Source organism: Paenibacillus alkaliterrae (assembly GCF_021532375.1).
GTDB lineage: Bacteria > Bacillota > Bacilli > Paenibacillales > Paenibacillaceae > Pristimantibacillus > Pristimantibacillus alkaliterrae.
In genome coordinates this window covers 60,158-76,272 of record NZ_JAKGAP010000006.1, presented here as the reverse complement: position 1 = coordinate 76,272, position 16,115 = coordinate 60,158, and the positions used below count along the sequence as shown (strand labels likewise).

At 46.8% G+C, this 16,115-nt stretch carries 14 protein-coding genes; 7 read left to right on the top strand and 7 right to left on the bottom strand.

Going from position 1 to position 16,115, the window contains the following annotated elements:
• The first annotated feature begins 5 nt into the window (after positions 1 to 5).
• A complete protein-coding gene (locus tag L1N85_RS03015) occupies positions 6 to 1,811 on the top strand; it encodes an ABC transporter ATP-binding protein (RefSeq protein ID WP_235234698.1) in 1,806 nt (601 codons plus the stop codon).
• A 46-nt stretch (positions 1,812 to 1,857) separates the two neighbouring features.
• Entirely contained in the window at positions 1,858 to 2,628 is a 771-nt protein-coding gene (locus L1N85_RS03010; RefSeq protein ID WP_235234697.1) for a metallophosphoesterase, read from the top strand.
• Positions 2,629 to 2,722: 94 nt separating this feature from the next.
• Here L1N85_RS03010 and L1N85_RS03005 read toward each other — a convergent pair whose 3' ends face one another.
• Together L1N85_RS03005 and L1N85_RS03000 are read right to left on the bottom strand one after the other, a co-directional pair.
• On the bottom strand, positions 2,723 to 3,001 hold the full coding sequence (locus L1N85_RS03005; RefSeq protein ID WP_235234696.1) for a hypothetical protein: 279 nt from the start codon (positions 2,999 to 3,001) through the stop codon (positions 2,723 to 2,725).
• Positions 3,002 to 3,052: 51 nt separating this feature from the next.
• Positions 3,053 to 3,346: a DUF3055 domain-containing protein gene (locus L1N85_RS03000; protein ID WP_235234695.1), complete on the bottom strand. Its 294-nt coding sequence runs from the start codon at positions 3,344 to 3,346 to the stop codon at positions 3,053 to 3,055.
• Positions 3,347 to 3,588: 242 nt separating this feature from the next.
• On the opposite strand from L1N85_RS03000, the gene L1N85_RS02995 reads away from it, so the two are divergent.
• Positions 3,589 to 4,587, top strand: a complete 999-nt coding sequence (locus tag L1N85_RS02995; protein WP_235234694.1) for an HRDC domain-containing protein — start codon at positions 3,589 to 3,591, stop codon at positions 4,585 to 4,587.
• A gap of 42 nt (positions 4,588 to 4,629) precedes the next feature.
• Here L1N85_RS02995 and L1N85_RS02990 read toward each other — a convergent pair whose 3' ends face one another.
• The gene (locus tag L1N85_RS02990; RefSeq protein WP_235234693.1) at positions 4,630 to 7,350 is read right to left on the bottom strand and encodes a right-handed parallel beta-helix repeat-containing protein; all 2,721 of its coding nucleotides are present in this window, start codon (positions 7,348 to 7,350) and stop codon (positions 4,630 to 4,632) included.
• Between the two features lie 149 nt (positions 7,351 to 7,499).
• On the bottom strand, positions 7,500 to 8,510 hold the full coding sequence (locus tag L1N85_RS02985; protein WP_235234692.1) for a zinc dependent phospholipase C family protein: 1,011 nt from the start codon (positions 8,508 to 8,510) through the stop codon (positions 7,500 to 7,502).
• A 170-nt stretch (positions 8,511 to 8,680) separates the two neighbouring features.
• Between L1N85_RS02985 and L1N85_RS02980 the strand changes: the two genes are divergently transcribed.
• From L1N85_RS02980 to L1N85_RS02965, 4 genes are all read left to right on the top strand, one after another.
• Entirely contained in the window at positions 8,681 to 9,142 is a 462-nt protein-coding gene (locus tag L1N85_RS02980) for a chemotaxis protein CheX (protein WP_235234691.1), read from the top strand.
• Positions 9,143 to 9,220: 78 nt separating this feature from the next.
• The gene (locus L1N85_RS02975; RefSeq protein ID WP_235234690.1) at positions 9,221 to 9,994 is read left to right on the top strand and encodes an SDR family NAD(P)-dependent oxidoreductase; all 774 of its coding nucleotides are present in this window, start codon (positions 9,221 to 9,223) and stop codon (positions 9,992 to 9,994) included.
• 26 nt (positions 9,995 to 10,020) lie between these two features.
• Positions 10,021 to 11,445 (top strand): DEAD/DEAH box helicase, encoded by a 1,425-nt coding sequence (locus L1N85_RS02970; RefSeq protein WP_235234689.1) that lies wholly within the window; start codon positions 10,021 to 10,023, stop codon positions 11,443 to 11,445.
• 107 nt (positions 11,446 to 11,552) lie between these two features.
• Entirely contained in the window at positions 11,553 to 12,827 is a 1,275-nt protein-coding gene (locus L1N85_RS02965) for an S-layer homology domain-containing protein (RefSeq protein ID WP_235234688.1), read from the top strand.
• 101 nt (positions 12,828 to 12,928) lie between these two features.
• Here the strand turns inward: L1N85_RS02965 and L1N85_RS02960 are convergent, their stop codons facing one another.
• From L1N85_RS02960 to L1N85_RS02950, 3 genes are all read right to left on the bottom strand, one after another.
• Positions 12,929 to 13,771: a carbohydrate ABC transporter permease gene (locus L1N85_RS02960; RefSeq protein ID WP_235234687.1), complete on the bottom strand. Its 843-nt coding sequence runs from the start codon at positions 13,769 to 13,771 to the stop codon at positions 12,929 to 12,931.
• 10 nt (positions 13,772 to 13,781) lie between these two features.
• The gene (locus L1N85_RS02955; protein WP_235234686.1) at positions 13,782 to 14,693 is read right to left on the bottom strand and encodes a carbohydrate ABC transporter permease; all 912 of its coding nucleotides are present in this window, start codon (positions 14,691 to 14,693) and stop codon (positions 13,782 to 13,784) included.
• A gap of 90 nt (positions 14,694 to 14,783) precedes the next feature.
• Positions 14,784 to 16,097, bottom strand: a complete 1,314-nt coding sequence (locus tag L1N85_RS02950) for an ABC transporter substrate-binding protein (protein WP_235234685.1) — start codon at positions 16,095 to 16,097, stop codon at positions 14,784 to 14,786.
• Positions 16,098 to 16,115 lie beyond the last annotated feature (18 nt).

The following is a 16,115-nucleotide window of genomic DNA, read 5'->3' as shown; positions in this document are numbered from 1 at the left end:
AGACGATGAAATCTTTATTATATTTCACAAAAAAGCTTCATGCCTATGCTGGAAAAATATTATATATTAATCTCTTTGGGAGTATTCTAATTGGACTTCTGGATGGTATAGGTATTTTATTATTAGCGCCTTTGTTAAGTATAATCGGCATAGTCGACATCCCGTTGAACGATTTTCCAGGTCTTCGTGTTTTGTATGCTTTGCAAGAGCTTCCTAAGGATAGAGCGTTACTAATTATACTAGGTATATACATTATAATGGTCTCGGGTCAAAGCTTTATTGGCCGAAACATAGGTTTAAGGGAAATAAGGATTCATACTGGCTTTATAAATCATATTCGATTGGAAATCTACCGTACGTTGTTGCAAGCCAACTGGGGCTTCATTATGAAAAAGAGGAAGTCAGATCTTATTAATTCTTTAACTGGTGAACTAGGTCGAGTGACTAACAGTACGTTTGTTTTTTTGCAATTATTAGCATCTATTGTATTTACAGCTATCCAAATTGGATTGGCCATGCTTATATCCTTTAAAATGACTTTGTTTGTATTAGGTTGTGGTCTTGTAATCGCGCTCTTATCCAAAAGGTTTATTAGGAAGTCAAGAGATTTAGGCACTGTGATGACTGACTTGGCCCAAAGCTATCTTGCGGGCATTACGGATCACTTTAACGGAATGAAGGATATAAAAAGCAATCTGTTGGAATCCTCAAGATATCGGTGGCTTGTAGATTGGTCAAATAAAATAGCATATGAAAGATACGAAAATTCGAAGGTGCGGAGTAATTCGCAGCTCTCTTACAAGTTGTTTTCCACGCTAATGATTGCGGGATTTATTTATGGTTCCGTTACATTGTTTCAACATCAGGGCATGTCGCTCCTGCTGATATTGGTCATTTTCTCTCGTTTATGGCCTCGCTTTACTGGAATTCAATCTAATATGGAAAATATTGCCGGATCCATATCTGCTCTTAAAGCGTTAATGGAACTTCAAGAGGAATGCTTCAAGGCCCAGGAGCTGCAAGGAGCGAATGGTATCGACGGAGGGGCAATTATGCCGCTCAAGCTTGAACAGAATCTGGAATGTCAGCAGGTTTATTTTCGATATGATCAGCATCAGCCGGATTATACGCTTGAAGCCGTTAATGTGCGGATTCCAGCCAACAGCATGACGGCAATTGTTGGGCAATCCGGTGCCGGTAAGAGTACTTTGATTGATTTGTTGATGGGACTAATGAAGCCGGAGGCGGGAAAAGTGCTCGTTGACGGCAAAGAGCTTGCAAATGCAGACTTATTGTCACTTAGAAAATCGATTAGTTATGTCCCTCAGGATCCGTTTCTCTTCCACGGCAGTATTAGAGATAATTTAATAATGATTAACCCGAACGCTAGTGAGGAACAAATGTGGGAAGCGATGGAATTTTCTTCCGCTGCCGAATTTGTGCAAAAGCTTCCTCGCGGTCTGAATACGGTTATCGGAGATCGTGGCGTCAGGTTGTCGGGGGGGGAGCGTCAAAGGCTTGTATTGGCTAGAGCTATCCTGCGGAAGCCGTCCATTCTTATATTGGATGAAGCGACTAGTGCGTTGGATACGGTGAATGAAACTAAAATTCAAGAGGCTATTGAGAAGCTGAAGGGAAGGATGACAGTTATTGTCATCGCTCACCGGCTGACAACGATTCGTAATGCGGACCAGGTTATTGTATTGGACAAGGGGAAAATCGTACAAACCGGGCAATTCGGTCAGCTGTCTGAGGATAAGAAGGGGTTATTCAATACTCTGCTAGGCAATCAACTGCAAGTAGCTTTATAATGATAATTTTATTATACTTAAATTGTACAACATCATGCTTAGGAGGATGCAGTTGGTTATTTTTCTCGCGGTTTCGGTATCGTTGTTTCTCTTATATGTCCTCTTCATATTTCCAACCCAATGGTTGAAAATAGAACGGGTACACCATCCTTTAGGTCTGAATAAACGTATTATGCAAATTAGTGATCTTCATGTCGATAAACTGCGCGTCAGCGCGCGAAGGATTCGTTTAGCATTAGAGGATGCTCAGCCGGATTATATTTTTTTGACCGGCGATTATACTTACGATGAACGTTATCTTCCGCGAGTGGCTCACTATTTCAAAGCAATAGCTGATTATGGCCTGCCAGTATATGCGGTCTTAGGTAATCATGATTACGATCTGCCTCGCCTGCAGCGGCTTCTCGACTTGTTTAAGGTCTATCATATTCATGTCCTGCGTAATGAGTCTGTCCAGTTAGATGATTTTCAACTGGTTGGTATCGATAATGATTCTACGAGACACAGCAGAATTGAGCCATCCTTTGAAGGAGTAAACGGTGAGAAGCCGATTATCGTGATCACGCATGATCCCAATGTACTGCTGCGCATCAAGCGCCCATTTGATTTTTTAATGGCCGGTCACCTGCATGGAAAGCAGATGAACGTGCCATTCTTTTTTGTTTTTAAACCGAAAGGTCCGTTGGCGGCCAAAGGGATATACAAAGGCTTGCATTTTGGTGAGCAGGGCCCTTATTACATCTCAAAGGGCATCGGTCAAGCAGGCATTAATGCCCGATTTATGGTGAGGAGCGAGATTACGATCCATGAGCTTTGAGCAGGGCGTATATTCCAACCTTTACCGGGATAATCCATTTAAAAAGCCCTTGGCCAAGCGCGCTTTCGCGCGTATGGACAAGGGCTTTGCATGTTTACGGTTCGTCGTGCACTTCCGGAATGGCATCGTTGTAGTCGTCTTCACCGGGATAATCGCGTGACATGCCCGCGTGGAGCGTGCGGTTTTCGTAATCAAATTGATTGGATGACCGCTGGTCGATTCGCCACGGCTTGCTTTTGCCGAGAGATTCCACCCGCATGCCGGAGCCGTAGGGCCCCTCCGGAAACTCCTCCGGTATAAGGTCATTGCGCTGCGACTCCACTGTCGAAACATCGGTGTACGGCTGGCGATCTTCATGAGTAAAGCGATCCATCAGCAAGCTCCTCCCGAATTGGTAATTTACTACCGTTTCAGTGTACCCTGATTAGTCGGTAAAATGCACCGTTCCTACAACAAAATACAAAAACTGGACGAGCTCCGCCGCTTCTTCCTCTGTCAGCTTATACGTGTATTCCAAGTAGCCTTCCTCTTCAAGGTCGTCGGGACCGATAATGGCGGTTTTCCCGGATTGAAGGTCTGTGATCAGCTTCTTGCCATAGAAACGGTTTGTTGAAGTAATCGCCAAGTCAAAGCGCTTCAAGCTGGGACCTATAAAGGTAACGAACCTTGTGGACGTTTGTTCGGTCGTATCCGACATAAAATCAAAATCAGGCAGCATGATATATAACCTCCACTTCTTTAATTACGTTCCTTATACAATAACAAAATGCTTGTAATAAAGAAATCATTATGTTAGCATGAAAGCAATCGAATCATTGAACGTGTGAGGAAGCACCTCTTCTGCCGTAGGCGGAAGGGGTGCTTTTTTTGTTGTCCCGCTCCTTGGACAATAAGCGGAACCGCTGCCTTTCCGTTCAATAAATTCGCAACTATATCTGCTATTGGAGGATTGAGCTAATTATGCAAATCGTATTTTTGAACACGTTCGAGAAACCGGGAGAGGAACAGCAGGTTGCGAGTGCGCAGCTGTCCATTTGTGAGCGGCAGGGGGTTTGGGCCGTACTATGGATGGAAGGAAAAGAAACGTCAGAAAATCCTCAAACCTGGTTCGAAGGCACTTCATGGGAAGAAATGATAACCGCTTTCCGGCATGGAATCGCAAGAGTGATGGGAGAAGGCTATGCTCCTATTATTGACGGCATGCTCGATGAGCGCCGCACAGCTGCGGGCAGCTTCCTCTCGATGCTGCAGTGCTACGGAGAGCTATACGCGGAACAGGGGCTGTTCCAGTCCTTGCGCGAATGGCGCCGTGCTAAAGCGGTCGCAGAGAAGCGCTCCGCTTATCTTATCTCAACGAATCGTATGTTGTGGATGATCAGCGCTTTTGTTCCGCGGACCGAGGAGGAGCTGCTGCAAATTCCAGGCTGGGGCACTGCCAAGCATGCAGCCTATTCCGCGGAAGTGCTGGCTATAACCAGCGAAGCGAACAGGACGACTGAGTTTCCTTTACAGTGGGTAACGGAGCAGCTCGACCCGGCTGCGTATACGCAATGGTTATTCAAGCAGAAGGAAACGAAGTATAAGAATCAGATGGACCGACAGCATGCCAAAAAACATATTTTAAACGCGGTCCAGCAGGGCGGGACATTAGATCAGCTTGAGGCTGAGCTTGAGCTGTCCCGTCGCGAGCTGCTGGACCGCATCGAGCAGATGGAACAGGAGGGCTATGATTTCGAATCACTCGTTGCGAGAGAGCTTGCCCCTGTGCCGGAGGATGAGCAGCAGCTTGTATGGGATGCGTTATCGTTAGTTGGAGACAAATACTTGAAGCCGGTGCTTCAGCAGGTTTATGGCTCACCGGAGACAACTGAGTCGAATAATTCTGTGGATCAGCTATATGAACGCTTACGCTTGATCAGGCTGCGCTTCCGCAGAAGCCAAACGAATAAAGCGGTTTAGTGTATGAACAGAAAAAAAGCATCCGTGAAGGATGCTTAATATTTATTGCGAGATCTGGCCGTAGGCTTTGAATACGGCCAGATTACCGATTTCCTGCCATGTGACGGTTCCATCGGTTACTGTGGCCCTGGAGGTAGTCGGCCAGGCGGGTGCGACTGTGCCTGTCGTCCCCGCGACCATTACTTGATATACTCGTCCTGCTGCGTTAATTTGGTCGCCCTTCACCTTGGCGGTGGATGCTGTCCAAGCGAAAGTATTCGCAATTCCAGAAGTTATACAAATCCACCCTGCATATCCGCCAGCCGCAGGGAAGGCGTTGCCATAGATTTGGTTGCGGAACCAGCGGCCGGACGATGGAGGCGTTAGACCTTCTACGCTGGTGTCATAGTCAATGTAGACGCCTGCTTCTGCGGCGGGCATATCGATGTTTGTGAATAAGTTTCTAACCGAGGCAAAGGTTTTCACGGCTCTTTTATTGGTATTGTTATAATAGGCCAATGCAAGCCGTCCTGCTCCCGTATAAACGATTTCCGCATCTTTCAGGAATAAACTATTCGTACCAGCCACGTTGAACACGTTTGTAAGGAGATACAGGAAGCTGCTATTCGAAATTTCAATACGGCTGTGATCCACTTCTATCCAACCATATCCGGTATTGAACTCCGTTTGGAAGAGATAGGTATTCGTCGTTACATGAAAATCGCTGTCTTCGATCTTAGTGATTGGTGATTCTCCCGGCGTGTTTATATTTCCGATCTTCACTACCGAATCGGAGAATTTACATTGTTTAAAGGTAGCGGTTCTTTGTTTTTGAGAGAAAATATGATTATTCAAGACACATTTTCTAAATCGGCAGTCTATAAAATTAGCTTCTTCGGCATTTGAATTTTGATTTCTTGTTTCAATTCGCAAATTCATATTGATCATAATGGTATTTTTGATCTCATAAACCCTGAAATAGATATCTCTTGGCTGGGACTGTCCTTCGAATGTACAGTCTTCTACACGGTTAACTGTAATGGCTGGAATGCCTGCATACGTATCCGTCCAGCGGAAATGATTGTTCCGGCAGATGAATTTGTCATCGTTCGGCATAGAGAAGACACCGGCATCGACAATCGTGTTTCGATGGAAGTAAACATCGTAACCTTCACCCATTGAACCTGTATTGTTGGTAAATGCGATGGTATTATTCTCAATGTTTACGTGAGCGTTCTGCAGATGAGCCGTCATTAAGCCTATCCCCGTCTGGCATCGATACAGATAGTTTTCTTTGACGTTGGCGGCGTGAAGTGAGTATAGATTAATGCCAATGCCGCTCAAGTTGTAGAAATGGTTATTGTGAATTTCGAGGGTGTAGCATCCTGCAAGGATCCCATGATGCAGGTTATAAAACAGATTATTCTTTATGATACAGTTATCGCCGTAGGAGTCCTCTTGGTTGATGCCGTATCGGGTTGGGTCTGTAAAAAGCGGTTTTCTATCCATCATGCCGGTACCGTCATGCAGAATACAATTATTGACAACGTTGTAGTTTCCCCCAAGCGTAACGCCGCCGCGGTGAATATTATAAATCTCGCAGTACTCCACGGTATTATGATGCGGGGTTAAACCGAACTTGAGCGTGATTTGCATATTTTTCGTAGTTATTGTTTCATTATTGAATAGGAGCCTGAATTTTTTTGCGCCTGGGGGAATAGAGATCGGGGTATATATTTTTTTGTTTTCATAGCGTCCTAGAAAAGTGTTATCGGCCGTATAATAGAATACGGCAACTTCTTTGGTGTTGATATTCGTTTGGCGAGTATACCCGGCACCGCCGATCAAAAAGCTGTCATACTCCGTGGTTGCCAGGTTTAGCATCTGAGAAACGACCGTTTTTCCAGCAGCCGGAATTATAGCTCCGGTCTTCCTATCGATATCATTTACTGTAAGACCCATACCAAATTCGCCATACTCATAAAAAGATGTGCTGTCGAAGGAAATTCCGTCTCCCATATAGCTGCTGACTTTGCAATTTCGCACGGAGCTAAAGGAAGAGCCTCTGATGACCTGGATACCATAGGTCCATTCAATGGATGCTTCTGCAGCGGTTTTGAAACTCCGATCGTCCTTGCAGCCGACTAGCACCAGATTCTTAATGTGAGTGTTGGTCGCGCCTTGCAGCTTAATGCTGACGCCATCTTGCCCATTCGAAAATTTACCCGGAAAGTTGTAAAAATCGGATACGCCCGTTCTTGTATCAAACGGAGACTTTCGTTCCGAATCATAGATCACCTTTAGTGTTGAATCGTTAAAGTCTACTGTAATGTTGCTTTCTGTGATCATAATCGTTCTAGGGTAGCAGATTGGATAGGAGCCCTTTGGTAAAATGATTGTGCTGTACCCATTCTCGGCCGCCCACTGAATGGCCGCGTTGAAGCCTTGAACATTGGCATCTGCGCGGATGTAATCCTCGTTTGCATAAGGCTTTGCAGGCAGTCCGGCTGTAATGCCCCATCTTTCAATTTCGATCATATAGGTGATGCCGGGTACGGCAGGTCCAGCTGGACCTTGAGGTCCTGTTTCTCCTTGCAGCCCTTGTGGACCCTGGGGCCCTACCGGTCCCGGGATGCCGCCATACCCATCGGGTAAAGCCGATGGTTTTATTTTGCCGGTAGCAGAATCATAAATATTGCCGAGCAGAACTTGAAGTTGTGAATCGTCATATACTTGAATCTCACTGCCATTCACGTTGATGAAACCGTTTTTAGGTAATGTCATTTTTCCACCCCTCTTTTTTCCATTTATTGGACGTGAAATAGTATATGGAATAAAGACGGACGCCGTAACTGTTATTGACTAGTAAAGTACCTTTTCTATTAAAAGAAAAAGCGCCCGAAGGGCGCTTTTTGCTGCCAGTCTTTAAGTATTCACTTGTTCTCCGTAATGCCGGTCTGATCATGCCAGATCGTATCCGCATATCGAATACAAGCGCCAGAATCGCAGTCGAGGCCCGTTTCATAGGAACGGTTCCCGATTAAGTTGACTGCTTCTTCCCTAAGCTTACGAACCTGTGCCCGATCCTCCTTCGCAGGCTGCGGATGCTCGAAAGCTCTTAGCCATGCGAGGATGGCGGGGATTACTGCGAGAGCATCTGTCATCGCCCGGTTCCAAAGTGTCCATACATTCTCCCGGTGATAAATTTTGCCGTCAACGGGATCAAGCCAAGGCTTCCCGGCAAGGTTCAATATATCATAATTTATATTGTTGCTCTTATAGACGAACGGCTCGATCTGTCCGAATGTCAGCTTTCTCCTTATGCCTGTAGGATCATGGAATAATCGTTGTGCGGTCGTAAAATCCCGGTTGGCCCGATTCCAGTCCTTGCGGGCAATAAGAGGGGCAAGCTCTGGATAATAGGTTTCCGTTATAGACATGAAAGCGTCGATAATCGGTTCGGGAAACACGCCGCCCGTATTGATATATTTATATACTGCAGTATTCCAAGTTTCAATCCCCCACAGCTCACGCACGATTAAAGTGTCCATCATAATTTCAAATCGCTGATGATCCCATTTGCGAAAGCCTGATTTGCTAAATATATAAGGGTGCAGGTTTCGATCAAGTATATGATGCAGCACGAAGCCGAGAGTATATAGGATGGACGGATCGGACTGGTTCGAACAGCCCTTTCGTTCAATTACGGAATCCAGCAGCAGGGTTAGCACAGGGCCGCAATGACTATTATGCAACTCCGTACCCATACGATTAAGCGCAGCGCTGCGCTGCCAAGGGAAAAAACGGTGATAAAACAAAAAATCAGGTCCCTGACAGCCCAAATTAAACATATTTTTATGTTCAATGGATTGGAGAAGCTCAGCATCCCCGAGCTCTTTGAGCACGAATTGTCCGAATATGAAATGAGCCCAGACGTTTGGCATGTACATCAACCTCCATGCTTTAGCAAAATTCTACAGTTTTTGTTAAAGGAATATATAGTTCTAAAGCTCCATATCCTTCATTTATAGTATACTTGTCCTAATGAATTAAGTATAATAGAAAACAAACAAGACAAAGCGCGAATTTTGTCGAAAAGGAGCGTAACCTCTTTATGAAGGCTGAATATATTAACCCGTTTCTTGAATCCGCAAAAATCGTTATTGAGCAGGTCATTCAAATACGTCCTGCGACTGGAGAGCTTGGTCTTAAAGATATCAAGTTTGTTGAGAACTATATTTGGATACAAATTGGGCTCAATGGGCAAATGAACGGTGACATTGTATTCGGGCTTAGTGAACAGGTTGCTCTAAAAATGGTTTCAGCGATGATGGGCGGATACGTCATTTCTGAAATCGATGAAATCGTTCGAAGCGGTATTTCTGAGCTGGGTAATATGATTAGCGGTAATGCGAGCACCATGCTGTTCAACCAAGGCATAAGAGTCGATATTACGCCGCCGAAGGTTATTCAATCTGCTCAATCCGCAGGCTTCACGGCGCAGAAAGCATTAACGATTCCGCTTATTATGGAAGGTATCGGAGAGCTCGATATCCAAGTTTTAATCGCATCTTAGCACAGAAGAGGCTCCTTAGGGAGCTTTTTTTTGCGTCTGCAATACCAATCAGTTAAACTTATAAATGGGTGATGTTGGATGTTAAAGGGCAAAGTTGTTTTCATTTCCGGCGCATCGAGCGGTATCGGGGCATTAGCGGCCGCAAGTCTTGCCGAGCAGGGGGCCATTCCCGTGCTGACGGGCCGTAATTTGGATAGGCTGAGGGAAATCGCCTCCACGATCAAGGGAAGCTGCTCGGTCTTTCAGATGGACGTAACGGATAACGTCCAGGTTCAGCAAACCGTTGAAGCTGCCGTTGCGAAACACGGTAAAATAGATATTTTGCTGAACAACGCTGGCTATGGCAAGTTTGAGAAGTTTACGGACATGCCTGTGGAAAGCTTTGAGCATATGATGGATACCAATTATATGGGAATCGTACGCTGTACGAAGGCTGTCATCCCTCACATGATGAAGCAACGGAGCGGGCATATTGTTAACATAGCTTCTATGGCAGGGAAAATCGGTTCTGCAAAGTCAACGGCCTATACGGCTACGAAGCATGCCGTGCTCGGATTTACGAATTCACTCCGAATGGAGCTTCGAGAGCATGGCATACATGTGTCGGCGATTAATCCGGGCCCTATTGACACGCCATTTTTCTCGCTGGCTGATCCATCCGGCTCCTATGTAAAAAACGTGAGCTGGTTTATGATGAAGCCGGAGTATGTCGTGAAATCCATTATTCGCGTAATGGAACGGAAGAAGGAAGAAATCGACCTTCCGAAGGCGGCTTCTGCAGGCATTAAGCTTTATCAGTTACTGCCGCGTACGGCAGATCGATTGTTCGGCAAATGGTTTAATCGAAAATAAAGGTTGGACTAAGAGAGGAATCAAGTATGAGTAAATATACATGGAATGAGATTGGCATTAACGAAGTGCTGGCAGGCAAGCTGGCAGCTAGCGGGATTGTGGAGCCGACTGACGTACAAGCGGAGACGATTCCCATTTTGCTTGGGGGCAGCGATGTTTCTGCGAGATCGCAGACGGGCACCGGCAAGACGCTTGCTTATTTATTGCCGCTTCTGCAGAAGCTGAATGTCCATTCGGGCGCGGTACAGGCCGTCATATTGGCTCCGACCCAGGAGCTTGCCATGCAAATCGTACGCGTCGCGGAAGCCTATGGCGAGCCGCTTAACCTTCGAGTGCAGCAGCTTATAGGCGGAGCCGCATTAAAGCGTCAGGTAGAGAAGCTTAAGCTTAAGCCGCAGCTCGTCATTGGTACGCCGGGACGAATACATGAGCTGCTGAAGCTGCGCAAGCTTAAGCTGAATGACGTAACCAACGTAGTCATTGACGAGGCGGATCAGGTGTTTCAGCTTGGTTCGACCAAAGAGGTTGAAGCGATCTTGTTCGCTATGGGACAAGAGAGACAGATCGCTTTTTTCTCCGCGACGTATCCGGACCAAATGGCCAGATTCGAGGGGCGCTGGATGAATAATCCGACCCGCATTCAAATTACGCCGGAGCATCGCGTATCGGAAACGATTGTTAATTATTATATCGTCAGTGACAAGCGGGATAAGACGGACACGGCAAGAAGGCTTGTCAGGCTGTTGAATCCATCTTCCGCGCTGTTGTTTTTAAATGATACGGACAATATTGCGAACTGGGAAGCTAAGCTTAGCTACGAGGGCTTCACAGTGGAAGCGTTGTACGGCGATGCCGACAAGCAGCGCCGGGCAGCTACGCTGGCACGCTTCCGCGACGGACGCTGCCAGTTGCTGCTCGCAACGGATGTTGCGGCCCGCGGATTAGATATTGAAGGGCTGACGCTCGTCATTCAGCTCGATCCGGCCTCGGATGCAGATCATTACGTGCATCGGGCGGGACGAACAGGAAGAATGGGCCGTTCCGGAACGGTCGTATCGATCGTGACTCCGCAGGAGCTGTTTATTATGGAGAAATTCCGTAAGCAGCTCGAAATCGAGCTGACCGAGCGGACCATGTTCAGAGGCAAGCTGCTTACAGCGGAGGAGCTGCGGGAAGCAACGCGTCCGTTTGCCAGACGTCAAGAAGCGAAGCAGGCCCCCGAAGGTAATGAAGGGGAGCGGGCTTCGGTTGAAACGAGGAAGCCGACAGTACGTGCTTCATCCGGGCTTGCAAAAATCGCCCAGGCAGCCGCAGCGCCGCAGCCGCCAAAGTTAAAAGCGAAGCTTGCTCCCGCGAAGGCCCCCGTGAAGGCGGAGCATAAACGAGAAGGCAAAAACAAAGGCGCGCCGAAATGGTTGAAGGCAAAACGCGAAGAGAATAAAAAACAATAATTATTTTTTGGAAGCCACCCTCTTAAATCGAGCAGCCTCTCCCGAAACCTATGGGCGAAGGTTGAAACATGCGGCAAACCCGCAATCGAAAAAGGAGAGTGGCTTTCTTGACAAAACAAACTCTATGGAAAAAGACAGCGATATCCTCGCTTGCTCTGCTAATGCTAGCAGGCGGAGCGACGTCCGCATTTGCAGACGGCGGTAAGGGCAGGGGGCATGGAGGCGGACGCGATGACGACAAAGGTCGTCATGAGGACAAGCATGACAGATATGATAGTGATGATGATGATGATGACGATGACGACGACGACGATGATAAATATGAAATAACCTGGAAGTTCGAGGACGAGGAAGATCTGAAGTGGGCAATGGAATACATCATGCGTCTTGCTTCGAAGGGCGTGTTCACTGGTTACGAGGATGGCACGTTCAAACCGAATCAAAAGATTAGCCGTATTGAAACTCTAACGGCTGCAGTTAGATTGATGGGACTTCGCACTCAGGCTGAATCGGCGGCAGAAATGAGCACCGAGCTGCAATTTAGAGATGCGGAGAAAATCGAACGCAAATATCAGTGGGCTGTCGGCTACGTAGCGGTCGCGCTGGAAAATGACCTGTTCTCCGAAACGGAAGCGGAAGTGAAGCCCGAGGCGAATGCGACAAGACTATGGTCGACTATTCTATTGATTAAAGCGCTTAAGCTGGAAGATGAGGCGAAGGTACTCAATAATACGAAGCTGGACTTTAAAGATGCGAAAGAGATTCCAGCCGGTTCCGTCGGTTATGTAGCTCTTGCCCTTCAGAAGGGTATTATTACTGGATATGAAGACAAGCATGGCAACAAAACATTCCGTCCTAATCAGCCCGTCTCTCGTGCAGAGCTCGCAGCGCTTCTGGATCGTACCGATGTGGAAATGCCGGATCACGATGCTGCGGCCATTACAGGCAAGCTGAAAGCAGCTTCGGCAAGCGGTGCCATAACAGTCGTGAAGTCGGATAATACCGAAGCAGCTCTTGCTCTGGATTCTAATGTATTCATTTTCCGTGATAACCAGAAAGCTGCCGTAAGCGCGCTGCGCGCAGGTGACGAAGTGCTGGTACGTACTTATCAGAACAAGGTTGTATTCATTGAAGTGACGAAATCGGCTGCTAACGTTATTGCTTTCGATGAGTTGGGCGTAGTCAATACGCTAACCTTTAATGCGCAAGCAAAGCTTTCGACGATCTCCATCTCGCGGGTAGAAAATTCGCAAACCAATGTCCTTATTTATAACATCGATTCTAATGTAACGATTACGGGCGACGTATCGCTTCTGAAGCCTGGTCAGCTTGTACAGGTGAAAGGCGAGAACGGAACGGCTAAATCGATCGAAATCAAATAACACGAGAAAACTGAAAACGAGAATAACGAACAAGCAATAACTTCGCAAGGCCCGGATTCCGTCTAATACACGGAAATCGGGCCTTATCTCGTTTCGGTTGATTACTTCACTGCGCCTTCGGTCAAACCGGAAATAAATTGCTTGCTGAACAGAAGGAATATAAGCAGAATCGGCAGAGTCGCCAGAACTGTGCCCGCCAATATCATGGAATAATCTTGATAGTAGGCCCCGCTCAAATTTTTCAAGGCAATTTGGATCGTATGCACGCTGCGATCCTTCAAGACGACAAGCGGCCACAGGAAATCGTTCCAGGAACCCATGAACGTTATAATGCCAAGCGTCGCAAATCCTGGACGAACGGCCGGTACGGTGATATTCCAATACAGACGAAAGTTGGAGCATCCGTCAATACGCCCGGCTTCCAGCAATTCATTCGGAATGCTTGAAGCAATATATTGGCGCATCCAGAATATTCCGAAAGCGTTGGCGATACCGGGTATGATGACCGCTTTGAGAGTGTCTAACCAGCCCAGTGAGCTGATAATCATATAGGAAGGGATCAGACCGAGCTGAGAAGGGACCATCATCGTACCGACCAAAAAGGCAAATAAGAAATGCCGCCCTTTAAACTCAAGTTTTGCAAACGCAAAACCGGCGAGTGAACAGAAGAAGAGCACGCACAACGTCGCCGTCGTCGATACGATAAACGAGTTTATTATCGCCCTGCCGAAATCAACGGTGTCAAATACTTTTCCTAAGTTTTCGATAAATCTGGAGCCAGGCGACAACGCCGGCGGGAATTTGTTAATGGAGGCTGTCGTATTGGAACCGATGACGAACATCCAATAGAAAGGGAAGATGGATAACGCTGTGATGGCGGTAAGAAAAGTATAGATCGAGAACCGTCCTAACTTGGATCCGGCCATTCCCGCAGATTGTTTCATAAATTCACCCCTATTCCGCAGACTGAAGTCGTCTCGTAATAAACAAATTGATTAGCGAGAAAACGACGATGATAAAGAATAGCATCCAAGCGATGGCCGATGCGTACCCGAACGCTTGTCTGGCAAATGCCTCTTCATATAGAAGAAGGGTAAGGGTTAAGCCTTGTCCTTGCGAGCCTCCGCCGGTGCCGGAGAACATTAACGGCTCAGCAAATATTTGCATACCGCCAATCGTTGACAAAATAATAGTGAATATAATCATCGGCCGGAGCAGCGGAATCGTAATAAAGAAGAACTGCTGGCTCTTCGATGCTCCGTCGATTGTACTCGCTTCATACAGGTCGTTAGGAATACTCTGAAGGCCTGCCAGATATATAATGGCGTTATAGCCGGTCCATCTCCACATGACCATTGATGAAATGGCCAGATGCGTCCCTAGTACAGAACTTTTGAAATCGATGGGATCAATGCCGATGAACGAAAGGGCGTAATTGATTAATCCATAATGCTGGCCGAATATCGCGCCGAAAATAATCGCGACCGCTACAACGGAAGTGATGTTGGGTAAAAAAACACTGATGCGGAAAAACTCTTTGCCTTTCATGAGAGACTGGTTAAGCAAGAAAGCCAGGATCAGCGCGCAGAACAGCTGCGGCAGTGTTGATATATACCAGATGCTGAACGTGTTATAGAGTGATTTCCAAAAATACGGGTCTTCCAAAATAAACTTGTAATTTTGGAAACCTGTAAACGTCTTGGTCCCAAGTATGCTCCATTTATGGAGAGACACCCATGCTGTAAAAATCATGGGAAAAAAGCCAAATACAGCGAACAGAATAAAAAACGGCGCTATATACAGATAGGCGGACAATTGATCTCGCATTCTCTGATTGAATTTCTTTTTCGTTGAAGCTCCAATCATACCATTTACCTCCATTCGACATTATTCAGCCTTATATGATGATGGAAAAGGGAGGCTGATGCATGTACATCAGTCTCCCGCGCACTGCCTCTATTTACGGGACATTTGTCTTTCGATGTCCGCTATGGCTGATTTCCATGCATCTTCCGAAGAGGCTTGCTTATCTTCTACACTTGTAATCGCTTTGTTAAGCGTGTCCTCCACCGTTTGGGAATCCGGTCCTTCCCATACTGGTTTGACGAGCTCAGCGGCTTGAGCGTAAAGCTTGCCTACAGGCGCGTTGCTGAAGTAAGGGTCTGTGAATGATTGGATCTCATCGCTTATGAATAAAGAAGGGGTTGAAGGGAAATTTCCGTTTTTCTTAAACGTCTCTAACTGTTGTTCCGGCGAAAGCAGCCATTTGATCAGTTCATATGCTTCTTTCGAATGCTTGGACTGCTTCGGAACCGTCAGGAACGACCCGCCCCAGTTACCGGAGCCTTCAGGCATCATCGTGATGTTCCATTTGCCCGATGCATCCGGTGCGTTTGATTTCATAAAGCCCATCATCCAGGCAGGTGCAAGCTCAACGGCGAAATCGCCATTCGTCATACCTGTGCCCCACTCCGTTGTCCATGCATCGATATTGGCAGTGATGTTAGCTTCGAGCGCTTTAGACACGTAGTCCCAAGCTTTCTTCACTTGCGGGTTATCTTTCAAAATGAGTGTGCCGTCAGGCTTGAAATATTTCTCGTCGCCTTGGCCAACCATGATGTTCAGCAAACTGGCGGCATTGTCGATCATGCCTACGCCTGCATTAGCCCGAACTTTTTTGCCAGCTTCGATAAAGGCATCCCAAGTATTGATCAACTGAGCGACTTCGTTCGGGTCCGTCGGCAAGCCGGCTTTCTCGAAGACGTCGGTGCGGTATGCCATCGCCATCGGGCCGATGTCGGTCGGAATGCCGAGTAAAGCCGATCCGTCAGCAGTCAATGCTTGTTTCCATTTCCAGTCGATATAGTCGGTCTCGAGATCTCCAGCGCCTAAATCCAGAAGGTTGTAGAACTGCTCAGGGCTCGATTTGAATTTTTCGATCACTTTGACTTCCACCGCTGAAATATCGGGAGCACCGCTGCCTGCCGCCAAGGAAGTCTGCAGGTTGTTATGAACATCGGCAAACGGTGAGAGTTGTATGTCAACTTCGAGATTGTTTTTCGCCGCATACTCTTTAATTTGATCTTCAATGCCCATGCCTGGCCACAGCCAGATCGTCAATTTTACTTTTTCCCCACTGCTTGCCTTCTCGTCCGAAACAGTGTTTGTTGAGCCCTTATCGCTGTTATTTGCGCCCGAATTCGAGCTGCATGCCGCTACCGAAAGAGCCATTATTAAGCTAACGAGTAAAATACTTATGCGTTTTACCATATGTGATATCCCCCTCTT